Raw genomic sequence first — 18,545 nt, forward strand, 5'->3', positions numbered from 1 at the left:
AGCGGAAGAAGGAGGAAGGATATTGAGCGGCAATACGCAGGAGATTGTTGTATTGGCCAGCTTTACGGCCAATTTGTTGGAGACTTTTCTGGCGGGCGAGCTGCAGGAAGCCGGGATACCGCTGCGGATCAGCACGGGTCCATACAATCAGATCATCTCCCAGTGCATGGACGAAGAGAGTGCCCTGTACCGCAAACAGCCTGAGGTACTGCTGGTCTGGACGCGGCTGGAGGATATTCTGAGCACCAGGGATTTCTACCGCCCCGGGAGCCTGACCCGCTGCAAGCAGGAGATCTCCATGCTGCTGGACGCTGTGCTGTATGCCAAACAGCGGCTGGATATGCAGGTGATCTTCATGCTTCCGGCCATGCTGGAGAACCGGCCGCTCGGCGCCGGAGATTACCAGGTGGCCCGCGGGGCGATGGAGACCTCGCTGCTGCTGCGGGCTTATATGCTGGAGCGGCTGCGCTCCGTTCCAGGGGTCTTACTGGCCGATGCGGAAGACATCATCCGCCGCTACGGCGCAGAGCGCAGCGCTAATATGGGCATGTACGCCTTTGCGAAGATTCCGTATGTTAACCGCATCTTCAAAGAGGCTGCGGGACAATTCCGCCGGCTGATCGCGCTTAGCCGGCGGACGGAGCGACGTGTCCTGCTGCTGGACGCCGGTGTGCTGCTGTGCGAATCGGATGAGGAGCCGGAGGAGCAGGCAGAGCAAGGTCCGGCGGGGATGCTGCAGGAGATCGACGGGCAGCTGCTCGCCGACGACGACGCCTACCGGATGTTCCATGCGTACCTGCAGGAGCTGCGGGCCTGGGGCGCGGAGCTGGCGCTCTGCACGAAGTCCGGCACTGCGCAGGTGCAGCGGATTCTGGCGCAGGACAGCGTGCTGCCGGGGCAGGAGGATTTTACATATATTTGCGCAGAATGCGGTTCAATCGCAGAAGCTATGAACCGGCTGGAGAAGCAATATGGCCTGGTGCGGGAGCAGATCGTTGTGCTCGACACCAGGGAGCTGGGGCTTGCGGAAGGCAGCCAGGTGCGGTTGCCGGAGGATCCGGCGCTGTGGATGCAGACCGTTGAAGCCTCCGGCGTACTGGATTTCATTCCGGACGGTGCGGAGTTCTATGAGGATGCGGGCGCAGGGCACGCAGAGGAGGATGCCCCGGGAGAGGTGAATCTGGAGCAATTCCTGCAATCCATTGCGCTGGAGGTATCGCTGCGTCCGGCGGACGCAGCTCAGGCCGGCAGCCTCGAGCATTTGCTGCATGGCACGAAGGATTTCAATCTGACCGGGCGGACGTTCTCTTCCGCAGACCTGCTTACGCTTATGGAAGAGCAGAATGCAGCGGTCTATGCCGTCAAGGTGGCGGACCGTTTCGGGGACTACGGCATTGCCGGCGCGGTGATCGGCACGTTCAGCCAAGCCGGCTTCACCGTAGACAATCTGCTGCTGAACTGCCGGGTACTCGGGAAGAATGCCGAGTACATTCTGGTCAAGCAGCTGGCCGAGACGCTGCAGGCCGCCGGGTACGGTCAGGTGAAGCTGCGTTATGAGCCGAACGGCCGCAATGAAATGGCCGCCCGGTTCCTCGCGAAGCTTACCCGCACCGGACTGCCGCAGATCCTGGCCGGAGAAACGGCGGTGGTCGACTGCAGGCTGCTTGCAGAATATGCGGACGAAGCACTGCTGCCGAAGGAAGCGGCCAAGGCCGTGGCTAAGGTAGCAGAACCGACTGCGGTTGGCTTCGACCCGTACGCGTTCATCGCCGGCAGGTGGAACCGTCTGGACCCAGCCGGCCGGGAACAGCTGGAAGCTCTGCGCAGCAGCACTCCGCCGGTCGCTGAAATCATGCAGGCTATATTCCAGTCCAAGGCCCGGACAAGGGTGGGCCTGCAGGCCGATTATATCGAGCCGCGGACCGACACGGAGCGAAGCATTGCCGGCCTGTGGGCCGACATTCTGAACCTGGACCAGGTAGGCGTACTGGATAACTTCTTCGGTCTCGGCGGCACCTCGCTGATGGCCGCCCAGTTAATCGTGAAGTTCAAGAATGCCTTCGGCATCAAGCTGCCGGTGCGCATCTTCTTCGACAATTCCTCTGTGGAGCAGATGGCGCTCTATATCGACGCCATCCGCGCTGAGCAGGACAAGGAGGAACTGAACGAATCTGCGGTCAGCAATTTCCGCTACAAGACCCGGGAATTCCTGCGCAGCGAGGTGTGGCTTGACGAGAGCATTACCGGAATAGCGGCATCCCCCAATGCCGGAACGGGGACTGCGTTAATTGGCCAGCCGCGGGAGTACGTACAAGCCGCCGGGAGCAGCGCCGTATTCACCGGTCTGCAGCCCGGCCATGTCGCCGGGAGCAGCGCCGTATCCACCGGTCTGCAGCCCGGCCATGTCGCCGGGAGCAGCGCCGTATCCACCGGCCAGCAGTTCGGCCATGTCGCCGAGAGCGGTGGTGTATACGGAGCGTCCGGCACCGCCCCGGCCCTGCAGACCGCGCTGCTCACAGGCGGCACCGGCTTCCTGGGCGCCTTCCTGCTGCAGGAGCTGCTGGAAGTGACCGACTACCGGATTGTACTTCTGGTGCGCGCGGCATCGGTTCAGGACGGCCGGGCCAAGGCGGTCGCCAATATGCGGCAATACGGGCTCTGGAACGAGGCCTATAACGAGCGGATTGATATCGTGGCAGGTGACCTCTCCCGGCCGCTGCTGGGGTTGGGGCTTCAGCAGTTTAACCGCCTGGCAGTTACAATCGACGTAATTTACCATGCCGGAGCCATCACCAACTTCCTGGAGCCGTACCGGATGATCAAGGATGTCAATGTTCAGGGAACGCAGGAAATCCTGCGGCTGGCGGCGGCTGGACGGCTGAAGCCGGTGCATTACGTCTCCACCCATTATGTCTTCTCGAATCTGTCACACGGGCACGGCTTCGTTGCTTATGAGGATGACGTCCCGACGGATGACGAGGTGCTGGTGCTCGGTTATCAGCAGAGCAAATGGGTGGCCGAGCAGATTCTTGCCATCGCCAAGCAGCGCGGCATTCCCGTAAGCATCTACCGGGTGGGGCGCATTTCCGGCTCCAGCGTGAGCGGTGCCTGCCAGACGAAGGACATTATGTGGCTGATGATCAAATGCTGTGTGGAGGCCGGGATTCTGTTCGAAGAGAACGTCAACATCGAATTTATTCCCGTCGACTATGTCAGCCGCTCCATTGTGGCGCTGTCGGTGCAGGAATCGTCCCGGAACACGAATTTCCATATCACGGGCAACGGAATGAACAACCTGCAGCAGGTCTACGAATGGATGAGCAGCTACGGGTTCCAGGTGGAGAAGATGTCTTATGACCGCTGGAAGGACGAGCTGGTGGAGAGGGCCGCGAACCATCCGGAGATGAACACCGTCAAGGCCATGCTGCCCTTCATCCCGGAGGATATGGGCGAATGGGACGTGGAAGTGGTCTATGATACCGCCAACCGTGACAGAGGATTGCAGGGTACCGGAATCGCTTGTCCGCCAGTAGAAGCGGAGATTTTTAGAAAATATCTCGATTATTTTGTAGAAACCCAATATTTTCAATTAAATCACTGAGAACATGGCAGGGCCCGCGTTATACTCATATTGAATTTAGGAGGAACGAAGATGAAGGAAAGGCTTGATGTGGTCAAGGCGAAGAAAATGAGTATTTATACCGGCGGAATGTGGGTGTCCCTGATTATAGGCCTGCTCTATACAGGTATCGGCATTCTGATGCCGCTCGACCCGGCGGAGAAATACCGCGGAACGGAATTCTATGAGCAAATTGCCGCCCATCCGTTCATTCCGCATTTCTGGCGTTATATCTTTGTCGTCATCGGCTTCTTGTCTCTGTACTGGATCAATACAGCAGTTAGCGTTGTGCGCACCAAGAGCTATAAATGGGAAGGACTGTACCGCTGGGTGACCATTCTCGGCTATGGCGGCGCGGCCATGCTCTGCATCGAGTGGATGCGCGAAATTTTTATCATGAAGGTCATGACTCTGTATTCCAGCGGCAACGAAATGTACCGGACAGCGCTTGAGGTTGCAGCCTTCCCGGTCGATCCCGATTTCCTGTGGATGTTCGGCGGCTTCGGCTTATGGTATCTCGTCACCTCGCTGCTGGCCAAGGACAGCGGCATCTTCTCCCGCAAGCTGAATATTCTCGGCATCCTTGTCGGGCTGGATCTGGTGCTGACCATGGTGTTCGCGATGACGGATACTATCATCTACTTCGAGGGCGGCCAAATGACCGTCATGCAGATTACCGCGCTGCTGGGCGGCATTGCCGGTGCGGTGTACCACATTTGGATGTTCTTCGATATGAAGAAGAATAAAGCAGCCTTTGAAGCTTCAATTCCCACGCTGCTGGAGCCGGAGCGTCTCGAGAAATATTCGGCATAAGGGCCTCGTCATTTTATTGAATGTAAATATTTTAAATTTATTCAAAAGTCAAGGAGACTTCGGGTGACAACCGCTTCCCTTCGGGTGGCCGGCCAAGCTTTCATTGGAGCAGTATGCGGCCGGTTCACCCCGGGAGGCAGACCCTAATTCAGGCAAAATGGAGGAAACGATGAGACAAGAGGTCAAGCCCTGGTTTTTCTTTAAACGGACAGCGGACAAATCCGCAATTACCCTACGATTGTTCATGCTCCCTCCGGCGGGAGGCGATGTGTCCACTTATCTGCACTGGGAAGAGGAGCTGCCGGGCGATGTTGAGCTTGCCCTGGTGCGGCTTCCCGGCAGGGGCGCAAGACTTGCGGAACCGGCGTTCGACCGGGCGGAGGCCTTGACGGAGGTACTGGCCGATGAAATCGCAGCTTATACCGACTTGCCTTATGTCCTGTTCGGGCACAGCATGGGCGGACTGCTCGCCTACGAGCTGGTTCAGAAGCTCCATCAGCGGGGTATGCGTCTCCCGGAAATGGTTATTATTTCCAGCATGAAGGCTCCGTGTTACATGGACAAGTTCACCGAGAGCCTGACTGCCGACGCCGGCGACAAATTGTATCTGAAGAGCAACGACGATTTCATCGATACGATTATCGGCCTGGGCGGCATTCCGGATGCCTTGATTCAGAACAGGGAATTTCTGCAGCTCATTCTCCCTACCTTCAGACAAGATATGAAACTGTGTGAGACCTATAACCCGGACGATGCGCAAACGGTGCCGGTTTCATTTGAAATATACGGCGGTAACAGGGACAGCATTGCGACCAGAGAGGAGCTGGAAGGGTGGAGGGCGTACACGGAAGGGAACTTTACGCTGACGCTGTTCCAGGGCGGACATTTTTATTTCGCCGATCATCCTCAGGTAGTTCTGTTCCATCTTCGCAACAAGCTGATCGACATTAGCAGGGCACAGCTGACAGGCAGGGCCCATTCGTAAGTCGCAATATAAGAGCGGAGGGTGAAGGATGAAGGTTATTGAAATCGACAATCTGGTAAAAAAATTCGGCGACCATACCGCCGTGAACGGGCTAAGCCTGTCCATCGAGCAGGGCGAGGTCTTCGGTCTTCTCGGACCGAACGGCGCAGGTAAAAGCACCACGATCAATCTGGTCTGTGGCTTGCTGCACGCAACTTCGGGTTCAGTCAAGCTGTTTGGCAAACAAGCGGATGCGGAGAAGAGCAAGCTGGGCTTTGTTCCGCAGAACATCGCCCTCTACGATAATTTCACCGCTTACGAGAACGTCAAATTCTTCGGCGAGCTGTACGGTCTGCGGGGCAAGGAGCTGGAGAGCGGGATCGACGAGGCGCTGGAATTCACCGGCCTCAGCGATGTGCGGCGCAAGAAGGCGAAGACCTTCTCCGGCGGGATGCTGAGACGGCTGAATATCGCCGCCGCTCTGGTACATAACCCGCAGCTCATCATTATGGATGAGCCTACGGTCGGGATCGACCCGCAGTCGCGCAATCATATCCTGAAATCGGTGCAGCGCCTCAACGAGAAGGGGGTCACTGTCGTGTACACCACCCACTACATGGAAGAAGTCGAGACGCTCTGCAACCGCATCGCCATTATCGACCAGGGCCAGGTGATCGCCTCCGGCACCAAGAAGGAGCTGACGGCGCTGATCGACGACAAGAAATCGCTGCATTTCACCGTGGACAATGCTTTTGAGCTGAGCAAGGAGGAGCTGGCCCAGATTGAAGGAGTCGTCAATGTTGAGATCGGAGACAACGAGGTTCAGGTAGAGTCGCTGAAGGAAGTCGACAACCTGCATGCGATCATGGAATATGTCAGCAGCAGACAGGTGAAGGTCCGCGATATCGGCTTCCGGGATGTCACACTGGAAACCGTCTTCCTGACCTTGACAGGCCGCAAACTGCGCGACTGACGCAGAAGTTAACCGGAAAGGGCGATCCTATGTTTCAGATAATCAAGAAAATTATCCGCAATCAGATCCGCAATCCCAAGTGGTTTCTGTTTCTGCTCATATTCCCCATCTTCCTGATGGTGCTGATCGGTTCGATTCTGAGCGGGGCCTTCTCCGATAAATCCAATCTGACGATGGTCGATGTCGCGCTGCTCAATCAGTCCGAGGGTATTTCCGCCGAGGTGCTGGATGCGCTGAGCTCGGCTTCGGTGTCGATTGAAGAGGATTACGGTATCCGGATCAACTACACGGATACGGTTGAGGACGGCAAGCGGGAGGCCCGCGTGAACAAGAAAGTATTCGTGCACATGAATAAAGACAGGATGCAGGTGTACGGCAATGAGTCGGAGCCGCTGAATACGGCCCGGGTCGTCGCCTTGTTCCGCAGCGTCGCCTGCAGTATCCAGACGGTCAAGGAAGCCTATAAAATCGACGGGGAGAACGCGCTGCAGCTGATCGGGACGGACAACGCCAATTATGAGGTGGCGGTAGAGATGATCCCTTCCGAGAATGCACTGAGCTCCTACGATTATTATGGTGTGGCGGAGCTGACGCTGATGGTGCTGTATCTGATGCTGATTCCGCTCGGAGACCTGTTCACGGATAAGCGGACGAAGGTGAAGGACCGGATCATGCTGACCGGCCTGAGCCGTGGCAAGTATTATGCGGCTTCATTGATCGCTTACTCGCTGATTGGCCTTGTTGTATTCATTCCGGCATTTATATTCTCGATCACCTATCTCGATGTGAACTGGGGCGCTTACCCGCCGCTGATGTATCTGTACATTGTGCTCTTCGCCATCTTCAACGCTGCGCTCGGGATGCTGATTGCCAAGCTGCTGAAGACCCGCGGCAAGGTCGATGTGCTGCTCTCGGTGCTCATTATTCCGATCTTCTCGTTCCTGGGCGGCTCCTATACGCCGTTTCCTTATGATATGGAAGGTACCTTCGCCAAGGTGCTGCTTGTGTCACCGCTGCGCTGGGCCAATATCGGCATCTTCCGCAGCATTTACGCAGATGACAACGGGGTGCTGATCTTAAGTGCGGCCGCCTTCGCTTTGCTGACGGTGCTGTGCCTGCTGGTGATCATCGTCAAGGACAAGAGGGAGGAGCTGAAGGCATGAAAGCTTTTGTGGCACTGATCAAAAATAATCTCAGAATCTCCATTCTGCACAAGCCGATATCCTTCGTGCTGATGACAATCGCGCCTATTATCGTGCTGCTGATTGCCAGCCAGGTCGTCAGCTACTCCAGCAGCTTCGTCAATGTCGGTATCGCCGACAGCGATAAGAGCCGGGCTTCCGAAGCCATTACGCAGATCGTCGGCGGGCTGGAGGGCATTGAAGTCTTTTATATGAATGAGGATGAAGTAGAGGCAGGCTTCCAGAGCAACAAGATCAACGTAGCCCTGGTCATTGAAGGAGGTTTCCAGCAAGGGCTGCTCGGCAACGAGATTGAGAAGATCCGCGTCATCGGCAACGAGGAGCAGAATGTCTACACGCTGCTGCAGGCCATTCTCAAGAATCATCTGCTGAACCTGCGCAACCTGGGCAAGGTCTCGTCCGGCGACCCCGGGGTATTCGAGAATTCGGTAGACAATTATATTGCGACTTCGGAATATGTCGAGAAGACTTCTCTTAATGATTTGTATACGGAGTATAACAACTCGAATATATTTGTCGGCTTCCTGATCCTGTTCGTCTTCTTTAATTCATCAATGATCGCCAATGTCATCAACACGGACAGGGAACGCAATGTTTACGCGCGCATTTTCCTGACCCCGGCCAAGGTGTGGATGTATTACTTGTCCAACGTGCTGTGCAATCTGGGCATCGCCGCTTTTCAGATTCTGGTGGCCGTGCTCGGCATGGAATATTTGACGGATACCTCCATCGGCATCCAGCCCGGCGTGCTGTTCCTGATTCTGTTCCTGACGGCCATGGTCGCTGTAGCGCTGGGCACCTTCTATGTGTCGATTACGGAAGAGGCGGATGCGGCCTCGATGATCTCCAATTTCGCCAATCTGCTGATTGTCATTCTCGGCGGCTGCTTCATTCAGGTGGAGCTGTTCCCGAAGGTGATCAATGCGATCTCCTACATCTCGCCTGCCCGTTGGGCGATGGCCTGCATTCTGGATTTGCAGCAGGGGATGAGCCTGGCCAGCATCTCGGGCAAGACGGTTCTGCTGGGCGTCATGGCGGTGGTCATTCTCCTGGCCGCCATCTGGATTACGAGCAAGCGCGAGAAGAAATTCCGCAATCTTGCCTGACATCACGGCTAAAGGACGGAAAGCGGCTGATGATTGATGTTTACTATATGGATATTAATGAAGAGACCGGCGGAGACCTGTATGAGAAGCTTCTTGGGGCCTGCGCTCCCGGCAAGCGGGAAGAGGCGGAACAATATGTACGCGAGGCCGACCGCCGCAGGACCGTCTACGGCGAGGCGCTGTCACGGTATATGATTGCGAAGCGCACCGGCATGCGGATGCGGGATATTGAAATCGGCCGGAACCCCTACGGCAAGCCTTTTGTGCAGGGGGACGGGGACTTGCATTACAATGTCTCGCATTCCGGCAGCCTGGTTGCCTGCGGCCTGGACCGCCAGGCCATCGGAATCGACGTGGAGCAGGTGCAGAATATCGACATGGTGCTGGCGGAGCAATTTTTTCATATCCGGGAGTACAGCTATATTCTCTCACGCGAGTTCGGCCAGCGGATGAACGCTCTGTATGATTTCTGGACCTTGAAAGAGAGCTATGTCAAATATCTCGGAGTGGGGCTTTACATGCCGCTCAATTCTTTTTACTTCAGCATCGACGGGCCCTCCGTTACGCTTAACGCCAAGGACAGCGTCTCCCCTTACTTTCAGCGCTGCCACATCCGGGAGCAATACAAGCTGGCGGTCTGTACCGGCCGGCCGGTCCCGGTAAGGCTGCAGCAGCTATCGCTGCATGAAATCATTGTGCATATCGACAGGGAGAGCGGCTAGGGCTCAATTCTCACTCACTAAGGAGTCGGCATTATGAAGAAAATCGTCGCCATCTTCGGCGCACTCAGCACGGTGCTGTTTCTGGCCCATTTAATTGTGGCCTGCATTTATTACCTTGGACTGATGCCTTACAGCTTTATTCATATGACTATCGGCGGCGTTCTGTCGATCACGATGTCGATCCATATGGTATTCGCACTCACGCTGATGGTGAAGAACCGTCAACGGGACAAGAAGGCCAAGCAGTATCCGCAGCTCAACATGAGCCTGGTTCTCCAGTCGGCTTCCGGCATCTTTACCGGCATCTTTCTGTTGTTTCACATCCTCGTCATCGAGCTGGATAAATCCCAGACGTTTCAGGGCACGCTCTTCAGCATCCTTTATGTGGCGGTGGAGTTCGGCTTCGTACTGATCGTCGGCCTGCATATGGCGGTCAGTGTACCGAAGCACTTCATCTCGATGGGAGCGGTCAAGAAGCGCGAGAATTATCCGAAGCTGATGCGCCGCACGCACATTGTTCTGGGTTTGATTCTGGTGGTCTACATGGTATCCCAGATCGTATTCTGGACAGCGTAATCCGGAGGCCTGAAGGGAAACGAACAACGAGAGGAGTGTTAACATTTCATGAACAAGATTGTAATCCTCGGCAGCGGGCTGTCCGGGTTGACGGCTGCTTTGAAGCTGGCGATGCAGGGGGCTGCGGTAACGCTGGTCTCGCCCGCGTATGCCGAGCGCTCCCAGTCTGTTATGGCTATGGGCGGCATCAACGCCGCTCTGAATACGAAGGGCGAGGATGACTCGGTTGAGCAGCATTTTGTGGACACGATGCAGGGCGGAAGTTATCTGAATGATCCCGAGGCAGCCGACAATCTGGTGCGGATGGCCCCGGAGCTTGTCCACTGGCTGGCGGAGCTCGGTGTGAACTTCACCCGGGACGAAGCGGGCCGGGTCGACCTGCGGAATTTCGGCGGGCAAAAGAAGAAGCGCACGGCTTATGCCGGCGCGCGCACCGGCAAGCAGATTATGGCGGCGGTGATTGCCGGCTGCCGCAAATATGAAGCAGACGGCACGATCGAGCGGCTGACCGGCTGGCGCTTCCATTCCTTGATCCTGGAAGGGGCGCAGTGCGCCGGCGCCGTCATCATCGAGGAGCGCACCCAGGCTCTGCGCAGCATTACGGCGGATGCCGTCATTATGGCGGTGGGCGGACCCAACGGGGTCTTCGGCCATACAACGGGCTCCCGCCTCAATGACGGTTATGCCGCCGGAGCCCTGCTGTCGCAAGGTGTGGAGTTCGCCAATCTGGAGATGATCCAGTATCATCCGACCACTGTTCATACCGCTACGAAGCAGATGCTCATTACAGAGGCGGCCCGCGGCGTGGGCGGCAGACTATATGTGTTAAGGGACGGGCAGCCCTGGTACTTTATGGAGGAGTGGTATCCGGAACGCGGTGCACTGATGCCTCGGGATGTCGTCAGCCAGAGCATCTACAAGGTCTGCAATGAGCTGAAGCTTGGGATTAACGGCGGACAGACGGTGTATCTGGATATTTCCCATTTGCCGAAGGCGGTCATTGATTCGCAGCTGGATGAGGTAGTCAGTATTTGCCGGACGTATCTGAACCTTAATCCGTATGAAGAGCCCATTCCGGTTGCCCCGGGTATTCACTACTTCATGGGCGGCATCAAGACGGATAAGCACCACCGGACGAATATCGCCAGGCTGTTCGCTGCGGGCGAATGCTCGGCCCAGTATCACGGCGCGAACCGGCTGGGCGGCAATTCGCTGCTTGGCGCAGTGTGCGGCGGAGTGGTAGCGGCGCAAAGCGCCGGGGCGGTAACCGGGATCGGCAGTGCAGTGGCGGATGTAGCCGGACGTAGAGCACTTGCGGCTGCGGCGGGCGAACTGGAGCGCTGGAAGGGGACGGCGCCTTCGCCGCTGTCCGATTACACGGCAGTCCGCCGCGAGCTGTCCAGCCTGATGTACGGGTCCATGGGCATTTACCGCAAGGAACGGGAGCTGCTGGCTGCCCGCAAGCGGATTGCTGAGCTGGAGCAGCGTGCTGCGGAGGCGCGGCATCCCTACAGTTATTACGAGGACCGCACGCTGTATGCCAATCTGCTGCTGGCCAAGGCGATGGTGGAGAGCGCACTGGAGCGCAAGGAGAGCCGTGGCGCACACCAGCGTACCGATTACAGCGAGAAGAACGACCGCCAGTTCAAGAAGCCGACCAATGCACGGGTTGCGGGCGGCGGGATTGCGGTGGATTTTGGATAATGGTGAATACGTTCACTAATGCCATACAAATTCAGAATGTCATGCTACCAAAGAGAGGGGCCGGTGGGCAGTGAGTATCAAAGTGAACATCAGGCGGCAGGAGAATGCCGATAAAGAGCCGTACTGGCAGAGCTTTGAATATAGCGGAGAAAGGCATGTGTCCGTCGCAACAATGATCGATGCCATCAACGGGGACATAGCGGCTTCCGCGAAAGGGGGCGAGCGCCCCATTGAGTGGGAATGCAGCTGTGAGCAGGGGCTATGCGGAGCCTGCGCCATGGTGGTCAATGACCGGCCGGGCTTGTCCTGCCAGATGTTCTGCGATGAGCTGGTGCAGGAGCAGCCCGAGATCCGCATTCAGGCGCTCAGCAAATTCCCGGTTGTTTGCGATCTAGTCGTGGACCGCAGTGAGATGTTCGAGGCGATGAAGGAGATGAAGTTGTGGCTGGAAGCCCCGGCCAAGGTCCGTCCCGTCAATCTGCCGCTGCAATATGAAGTATCGCAGTGCCTGATGTGCGGCAGCTGTCTGGAGGCCTGCGCGAATTATAGCCTGGGCGAGGCCTTCACAGGCATGCCGACGGCGATGTCGGCGCTTAACCTGACTTTAATGAGCGAGAACAAAGCCTACAAGAAGCAGTACACCAAGCGGGTCTACGAAGGCTGCTCTAAATCGTTGGCCTGCCAGGAGGTCTGCCCGATGGATATACCCATTGTCGAAGCGGTCTCGAAGATGAACCGGATTTCGGTCTGGAGCATGTGGAACCTGTTCGGCAAGCGGAAGCAGCCGGTTGGAATGACGGGTGTGAACATAGAGTAGATTTAGCAGATTGGGCTGAATAGTCACATCTGTCCATTCTTTGGTGATATGAATCCCTGGTACGGTTCAGCATTAGCCTTATACTGGAAGTATCTTGAAAGCAGAGAAGAAAGGGCTGAATAGCATGGACCGTATCGCCGCATTTTCCAATTCACAGGCAGCTTATTTACATTACACCCGGATGCCCTGGGGGCGCCTGTTCTACGAGACGGCGTGGCACCAGATTGACGAAGTAATGAATGACACGGGGGGGACCTTGCTCGATGCAGGCTGCGGGTTCGGGATTTCCAGCAATGAGTACAGTAGACGGGGGCACCGGGTAACGGGCCTTGAACCAACGGCGGACCTGCTGGAGCATGCTGCGGCGGGTGGGCAGTCCGTCCGCTATATTAACGCATCCCTGGAAGCGGCGGCAGAAGAGCTAGAGACTTACGACTGGATCTTCAGCCATAACATTCTGGAGTATGTGGATGACCCGGCAGCCTTTATCCGCTTGATCGGCAGCTGTCAGGAAGCCGGAGGCTACTTGTCCCTGATCGCCCACAATCCGGCGGCCAAGGTGCTGAAGAGAGCCGTTGTGCTTAAGCAACCGGCTGAAGCACTGGCCGGTATGGACAGTGGCAAAGAGTACAGCGGCATTATCGGCACGGATATCACGGTGTATTCCTGTGACCGGCTGACAGAATGGCTGCGGGAGGCGGGGTATGAGGTCACCGGGCATTACGGCATACATAATGTATACGGATATATCACGGACAATGAGCTTAAGCAGGATGAAGCTTGGCATGAACAGATGAAGGATCTGGAGTTCGGATTGGGCAGTCGAAGCCCGTACAGGGAGATTGCGGTGTTTAGCCATCTAATTGCAAGAAAAATGGAGTAGCATGCTGCGGAGGGCCTCATTTAAAGTTCCGGAGATAAAAACCCGCCGATACGTACTTTAACGGACTCAGCGGCCTCTATTTCCCATTTTTATCTAGAGTACTCGTAGTAACTCAACGCTTGACGAATCAGCCCTTGGCTGGGACATATGACCGAACCCTTGCCCACAATCTGCTAAAGCAATCTGCGGTAGTCGAAAAGAGCAAAACAGCGGTCCTCCATTGACCGGAGAGCCGCTGCTCTGGTTATTCTATATGCATTTCTTCCCGGTGAGCTGTCCAAGGCAGTGTCAACAACTATTTTGGGACATGCCCTTCATTCTTTACAGAATAGTAGCCAGCTTGTCATTCCGGAAGTACAAATAGGTATTGCCGTACACAACGAGGCCCAGTGAATCGTTGGTGCGGTCCGGCTCGCCCCAGGCAAAGTATACTTCCTCAAAGCTCATTCCTACCACGACGCGCTCCTCCTGAATCGCTTTCCACATCTTGTCGCTGATTTTATATACGGTCCGGGGATTCTTGAAATAGAAGTACTGGTCGATCTCTTCTTCAATATCGCCCTCTGGATCGGTTGTCATATAAAATTCCTCGCCGTTGGCCCGGCGAACCTGAACTTTCACAGCACTGTGATCCGGATCCGGCAACACGTTGAGAAGGGTTACCTTCTCCATGTTCGTGAACGGGCTGTCTTCAATAATCGAATTGTTGACCCAAGCCGTGAGGCCGTAATAAGTGCTCTTCAGGCCTTGCAGGTAAGCATCCGTATAAAGAGACTCTGTACCATACACCGGATCATCCAGCGTCCAGATGGTGCCGTCCATATGCTGAAGTGTAAACACCATGGTGGACCCTCCGTCATAGTCCACATCAAGAACCCAGCTGTAATCCGGGAAGCCGAACACATATACCTTCTTCCCTACGGCAAGGCCCATCGTTCCCGGCAGCTTGCTGATGCTGGACAGTGTAGCGTTGCTCTTGGTCTTGCCTTCTTCGGTCGTCCACAAGAATATCGCTTCAGCGCTTGACGCGTATTTGCCTTCCAGATTACCGATCTTCAGCAGTGTCTTGAAGGACACATAATTCGAGTTCTTGTAGAGGATCGAATTGGTTGCATCCAGCTTGGCGGCTCCCTTGCCGCCGGTTAAGGTGACACCTGCCGAAGTGTCGGCGGTGATTCCCGGGATCTGCTGTGCGAGCTTTACCGGAATATAGGTGGAGCCGTTCGCAAGCAGTGATTTGACAGGTGAAGTTTGAAGCTTTCCGTCGATAAAAGTCGCCAGCTCTGTGTAAACGGGTGCCTTTGCGGCTGCTGCCTGTCCCGTTCCATATGGCAAGAATACTCCCGTTACAAGCAGGAGCGCTGTGAGCAGCAGCGCCAATGTTTTCTTCATTATAAAATCCCCCAGTGTATTAATGGCAGTCTGATCGTTATTCGTCTTTGAACTTGATAGAGGTCACTTTAATTTCGGCTGCGCCTGCTTTCCATTCCTTTGGCACCGTTTTGGCAGTATAAAACCGGTCGTTATCGAGCTGGAACGTATAGTTCGGCTTCAGTTCCGGATAATCGAAATCCATCTCGTTTACCGGGGTATAGCTCTCCTCGGCGATGTTGTTGCCATTCGCATCCTTGAAATATACGGTCAACTCAATTTCCCCGAGACTCTTGTTTCCTTTATTTTTGATTTTGAAGGTGACGCCCGGCACCTTGCCGTCCAGGAGCGAATCGTAATACTTGGCCTGGAAGTCATACACCTCAATCAGGTTGCTGATGTATTCCTCCTCGGCTGTTGTATTATAATTGCTTGTGTCTGCCGCAGCCGGGCTTGCTTCCTTCCGGTACAAGTCCAGATTCTCTTTTAGCTGCTCGTTTTCAGTACGTAGTTGAGTAAGCTCGGCTAATTGCGCGGCCTGTTCCTCCGCCTTCTTCTTTGTGCTGTCCAGATCCGCCGTTGCTGTGGCAAGTTTGGCGGAAAGATCGGCCTTCTCCTTCTCCAGTGCATCATACTTTCCTTGTGAGACGCAGCCGGCCAGCAGAAAAGGGATCATTAGCACGACGATCCATTTGGCTGTTTTCATATTTTCCTCCGAATCTAACAAACTGATAATAAATGACAGATTACAGTCTAGCAGCTCTAGGAAAAATTTACTACATAAATGTTCTTGCTCCTGTGACACTGTGGTGAATCCTTTATTCCCGCCGCACAGGGTTGTGAGGCATTACATGCGATGTTCGACAAAATGTGAGCAAATGACAGGACTGACAACTATAATTTATGTTATTATAACAACAAGCGGGGGCGGACGATGGGCCGTCCCGAACATTCCCTCAACCTATATAAGTTGAACAGAAGAACCACACAAAAAGATGGGAGTGCGGAGGGGGAGTTTGGAACTGCAGGAGCGATAGCGTCCGCCTTTGTCACCGGATTTCAACCGCTAAAAGCGGTTTGAATTATGAAATCTGGGGACAACAGCGGCCGAAAGTCCAAACATTCCCCGCAGTACGACCAAAGCTTATGTGAATTTCAGAGGTTCAACATATATAGACCTACACTTTCATAGATACACACAACACGCGCAGCAAGTTACTCTTCAGTGATTTTTGAAGGTTATTCCTAGAGAAGCCCGCTGCGTGCGCGGCTTCTCTGTTTATGTTGGTAACGTTTACAGAGACAATAGGGGGAGAACCATGAAGAAAATACCGATGATGCTACAGCTGGCCTTGATCCTGTTCTGTATCATGGCCATACCGACTGCCATTCTGACGTGGTACAGCGGTGCGCAGATCATTGAGAACTCGGAGAAGGCGATCGGAGAGTCCTCGCTGGCCGGACTGAACGCCAACCGCAAGTTAAATGAGAATGCGCTTGCAAACCTCGCGCAGGATACAGCGCGTCTGGCGGCAACCAATGTGTTCGAAAGCATCCGCAGCTTCGAGACCTACAACGAACTGAACTCCAGCTACAACAATGTCAGCAAGGCTCTGTCTGTACTGGATGAGCTGAGGAACCTGAACCGCCGGGTGGATGGCGTCAATTCCTCATACTTTTATCTGAATGATTCGGATTATGTCATTTCTACAAATAATGGGGTCACTACGCTGGAACGGTATGAGCCCATCGAATGGACCACGGAGGCGCTCGCCGACCAGAGAGGGATCAGCGGGGTATGGGTCCCCCGCATGCTGGAGACGGGTGAGCATGTCGTATCCTATGTCTATCCGCTGAACCGCCTTTCGTCTCCGACAAGCGGATTAATCGTTGTTAATATGGAAGAGAGTCAGGTCGGTAAATATTTGGATACCGCAGAGGTTGCGGACAGCAGGTCCCTGCTTTTGGGCCCGGACGGTAAAGTGATTTCATACAGTGACAAGTCGCTGCTGCTTACGGACGGCTTTAAGCTGCCCTACGTCAAGGAATTGCTGACCCAGGGAGCAGATGAGGGCTATGTATTCCATGAGCTGGACGGCAAACGGATGGTCTACGCTTGGAGCCGCTCGGCATTGTCCGGCTGGTGGAATGTCAGCTGGAGCTCGATGGATGAGCTGATGAGCGAATCCAGGGAAATGCAGGGGAACATTATTTTGCTTACCGGAGCCATTATTCTGCTGGGAACTGTACTCGCTGTTATTCTTGCGACCTGGCTGTCCAGACCGCTCCGGCAGCTGGTGCAGACGATACGTTCAAAGAGCAACTTGGACGTGGCGGGTAAAAATGAGCTTGCCTTCCTGAACTCAGCGTTTAAACGGATGCAGGAAGAAGAGGAAGGCTTGTTCCAGCTGCTGCAGGAGCGCGAACAGGATACCCGGAGCTTTGCTGTGCACCGTCTGCTGCGCGGGGAGATTCCGCCCCGGCTAGCAGAGATGTTTCCGGAGATGTATTACAGAGTTGTTGTTGTCTCCATTGACCAGTACAGAAGATATGTCGGCAATACCAATGTGGAAACACGCAGCTATCACCGGTATCTGCTGAACACGAAATACGAAAGTCTCTTTCCAGAGGGAATTATAGCCCATTCTGTCTACCATACCGACGGTTGTATGGTCATTGTGCTGAATTTTGTCCAGGAGGAGCAGGAAGATAAGCATGAGCTGATTCATCAGGCGCTGGAAAAAATCCGGGATGAGTCTTATGCACTCCTTGAACACACAGTCACCATTGGAGTCAGCGATGTGGCGGATGCACCTGAAATGGTTGCCGAGCGGCTGTTCGAAGCCATGGAATTAATCAAACAGCGGATTATCAATGGTGCGGGAAGCATTATGTACTGGCGGGATGAAGAAGAGCACAGCCGTAAATATATCGATACTGAGAGCAACGAGCGGCGGATTCTGAACTTTCTCGATGCCGGTGATCTGGACGGAATTTATAAGGAGCTTGAGACGATCCGCTGCCTGATCAGCGTGGAGAAGAATATTTCCTACGATAATATTATGTTTATTTATCATCAGCTGATGGGGGCGACCATTAAGCATCTGCGCGAGAACCACATTGCCACTGGCAGAATGATTATGGGCAAAGGCGATATATACACCATTTTGGCCGGAATGGATACGCTGGATGAGCTGGAGGAGTACCTGCGCAATATTTTCCGGGAAATTGTGCAGAATCTGGATCATAGCACCACCGAGATCAATCATGGCGAACGAATCATTCAATATCTGAAGGATCATTACCGAGAGGAAATTGTGCTCAAGGATATGTCCCAGGAATTTGGCATCAGCTACTCTTATATGCGTAAGGTCGTATATGAGCTGACCGGAAAAAGCATGATTGATTACCTCAATCAGCTGCGTATTGAGAAAGCCAAGGAACTGCTGCTGGATACCGATCTGACGATTAAACAAATTGCCGCCGAGGTTGGTTATTATAATGTGCAGAGCTTTAACCGCTTCTTCCGCAAATATGAGGGGATGCCCCCGAGTGGTTACAAAACAGCCAAGAGTAAGAATGCTTAGATCTGCTCATGACCGGGCTGCGGTAGTGCTTAACTATTAAATAAAACGTTTTCACCTATCAGAAATGATCATTGAGTTGCTTAAAAAGCCTATGAAACCGCATTCTTGTCAGTTTTGATAGAGAGCAGCATTACTCATGGTTTTCAAAATCTCCCACTCCGGATAGCATAGAACTCAAGCCGGTTGACGCAATCGGCACCGAGAAACT

At 54.5% G+C, this 18,545-nt stretch carries 14 protein-coding genes; 12 read left to right on the plus strand and 2 right to left on the minus strand.

Translation table 11 applies throughout. The features are described from left to right. Positions 1 to 22 precede the first annotated feature (22 nt). From F1379_RS20035 to F1379_RS20085, 11 genes are all read left to right on the plus strand, one after another. Positions 23 to 3,601 (plus strand): thioester reductase domain-containing protein, encoded by a 3,579-nt coding sequence (locus F1379_RS20035; protein ID WP_150273119.1) that lies wholly within the window; start codon positions 23 to 25, stop codon positions 3,599 to 3,601. Positions 3,602 to 3,652: 51 nt separating this feature from the next. Beyond that, the gene (locus tag F1379_RS20040; protein WP_150273121.1) at positions 3,653 to 4,432 is read left to right on the plus strand and encodes a hypothetical protein; all 780 of its coding nucleotides are present in this window, start codon (positions 3,653 to 3,655) and stop codon (positions 4,430 to 4,432) included. A gap of 169 nt (positions 4,433 to 4,601) precedes the next feature. Then, positions 4,602 to 5,417 (plus strand): thioesterase II family protein, encoded by an 816-nt coding sequence (locus tag F1379_RS20045; protein ID WP_162551227.1) that lies wholly within the window; start codon positions 4,602 to 4,604, stop codon positions 5,415 to 5,417. A 28-nt stretch (positions 5,418 to 5,445) separates the two neighbouring features. Continuing rightward, complete coding sequence (locus tag F1379_RS20050; RefSeq protein ID WP_150273126.1) at positions 5,446 to 6,369, plus strand: ABC transporter ATP-binding protein; 924 nt, start codon at positions 5,446 to 5,448, stop codon at positions 6,367 to 6,369. A 29-nt stretch (positions 6,370 to 6,398) separates the two neighbouring features. Next, positions 6,399 to 7,532, plus strand: a complete 1,134-nt coding sequence (locus F1379_RS20055; protein ID WP_150273129.1) for an ABC transporter permease — start codon at positions 6,399 to 6,401, stop codon at positions 7,530 to 7,532. Beyond that, complete coding sequence (locus F1379_RS20060) at positions 7,529 to 8,677, plus strand: ABC transporter permease (RefSeq protein WP_150273131.1); 1,149 nt, start codon at positions 7,529 to 7,531, stop codon at positions 8,675 to 8,677. Before F1379_RS20055 ends, F1379_RS20060 begins: the two co-directional genes overlap by 4 nt. A gap of 29 nt (positions 8,678 to 8,706) precedes the next feature. Further along, positions 8,707 to 9,399, plus strand: a complete 693-nt coding sequence (locus F1379_RS20065) for a 4'-phosphopantetheinyl transferase family protein (RefSeq protein WP_150273133.1) — start codon at positions 8,707 to 8,709, stop codon at positions 9,397 to 9,399. Between the two features lie 33 nt (positions 9,400 to 9,432). Then, complete coding sequence (locus F1379_RS20070; RefSeq protein ID WP_150273135.1) at positions 9,433 to 9,975, plus strand: hypothetical protein; 543 nt, start codon at positions 9,433 to 9,435, stop codon at positions 9,973 to 9,975. A gap of 48 nt (positions 9,976 to 10,023) precedes the next feature. Continuing rightward, positions 10,024 to 11,679, plus strand: a complete 1,656-nt coding sequence (locus tag F1379_RS20075) for an FAD-binding protein (RefSeq protein ID WP_150273138.1) — start codon at positions 10,024 to 10,026, stop codon at positions 11,677 to 11,679. Between the two features lie 70 nt (positions 11,680 to 11,749). After that, the gene (locus tag F1379_RS20080) at positions 11,750 to 12,496 is read left to right on the plus strand and encodes a 2Fe-2S iron-sulfur cluster-binding protein (RefSeq protein ID WP_150273140.1); all 747 of its coding nucleotides are present in this window, start codon (positions 11,750 to 11,752) and stop codon (positions 12,494 to 12,496) included. Between the two features lie 94 nt (positions 12,497 to 12,590). Further along, positions 12,591 to 13,379, plus strand: a complete 789-nt coding sequence (locus F1379_RS20085) for a methyltransferase domain-containing protein (protein WP_150273143.1) — start codon at positions 12,591 to 12,593, stop codon at positions 13,377 to 13,379. Between the two features lie 321 nt (positions 13,380 to 13,700). Here F1379_RS20085 and F1379_RS20090 read toward each other — a convergent pair whose 3' ends face one another. Together F1379_RS20090 and F1379_RS20095 are read right to left on the minus strand one after the other, a co-directional pair. Further along, complete coding sequence (locus tag F1379_RS20090) at positions 13,701 to 14,771, minus strand: hypothetical protein (protein ID WP_150273146.1); 1,071 nt, start codon at positions 14,769 to 14,771, stop codon at positions 13,701 to 13,703. A gap of 37 nt (positions 14,772 to 14,808) precedes the next feature. Further along, complete coding sequence (locus F1379_RS20095) at positions 14,809 to 15,456, minus strand: hypothetical protein (RefSeq protein ID WP_150273148.1); 648 nt, start codon at positions 15,454 to 15,456, stop codon at positions 14,809 to 14,811. A 613-nt stretch (positions 15,457 to 16,069) separates the two neighbouring features. Here F1379_RS20095 and F1379_RS20100 point away from each other — a divergent pair. After that, on the plus strand, positions 16,070 to 18,337 hold the full coding sequence (locus F1379_RS20100) for an AraC family transcriptional regulator (RefSeq protein ID WP_150273150.1): 2,268 nt from the start codon (positions 16,070 to 16,072) through the stop codon (positions 18,335 to 18,337). Positions 18,338 to 18,545 lie beyond the last annotated feature (208 nt).

Source organism: Paenibacillus tepidiphilus (assembly GCF_008635795.1).
Taxonomy (GTDB): domain Bacteria; phylum Bacillota; class Bacilli; order Paenibacillales; family Paenibacillaceae; genus Paenibacillus_AQ; species Paenibacillus_AQ tepidiphilus.

What these genes read in the sequence shown, in the direction of transcription:
- F1379_RS20040 (WP_150273121.1), top strand. Translation starts at nt 3,653, where the DNA reads ATGAAGGAAAGGCTTGATGTGGTCAAGGCGAAGAAAATGAGTATTTAT.
- F1379_RS20045 (WP_162551227.1), top strand. Translation starts at nt 4,602, where the DNA reads ATGAGACAAGAGGTCAAGCCCTGGTTTTTCTTTAAACGGACAGCGGAC.
- F1379_RS20050 (WP_150273126.1), top strand. Translation starts at nt 5,446, where the DNA reads ATGAAGGTTATTGAAATCGACAATCTGGTAAAAAAATTCGGCGACCAT.
- F1379_RS20055 (WP_150273129.1), top strand. Translation starts at nt 6,399, where the DNA reads ATGTTTCAGATAATCAAGAAAATTATCCGCAATCAGATCCGCAATCCC.
- F1379_RS20060 (WP_150273131.1), top strand. Translation starts at nt 7,529, where the DNA reads ATGAAAGCTTTTGTGGCACTGATCAAAAATAATCTCAGAATCTCCATT.
- F1379_RS20065 (WP_150273133.1), top strand. Translation starts at nt 8,707, where the DNA reads ATGATTGATGTTTACTATATGGATATTAATGAAGAGACCGGCGGAGAC.
- F1379_RS20070 (WP_150273135.1), top strand. Translation starts at nt 9,433, where the DNA reads ATGAAGAAAATCGTCGCCATCTTCGGCGCACTCAGCACGGTGCTGTTT.
- F1379_RS20075 (WP_150273138.1), top strand. Translation starts at nt 10,024, where the DNA reads ATGAACAAGATTGTAATCCTCGGCAGCGGGCTGTCCGGGTTGACGGCT.
- F1379_RS20090 (WP_150273146.1), bottom strand. Translation starts at nt 14,771, where the DNA reads ATGAAGAAAACATTGGCGCTGCTGCTCACAGCGCTCCTGCTTGTAACG.
- F1379_RS20095 (WP_150273148.1), bottom strand. Translation starts at nt 15,456, where the DNA reads ATGAAAACAGCCAAATGGATCGTCGTGCTAATGATCCCTTTTCTGCTG.
- F1379_RS20100 (WP_150273150.1), top strand. Translation starts at nt 16,070, where the DNA reads ATGAAGAAAATACCGATGATGCTACAGCTGGCCTTGATCCTGTTCTGT.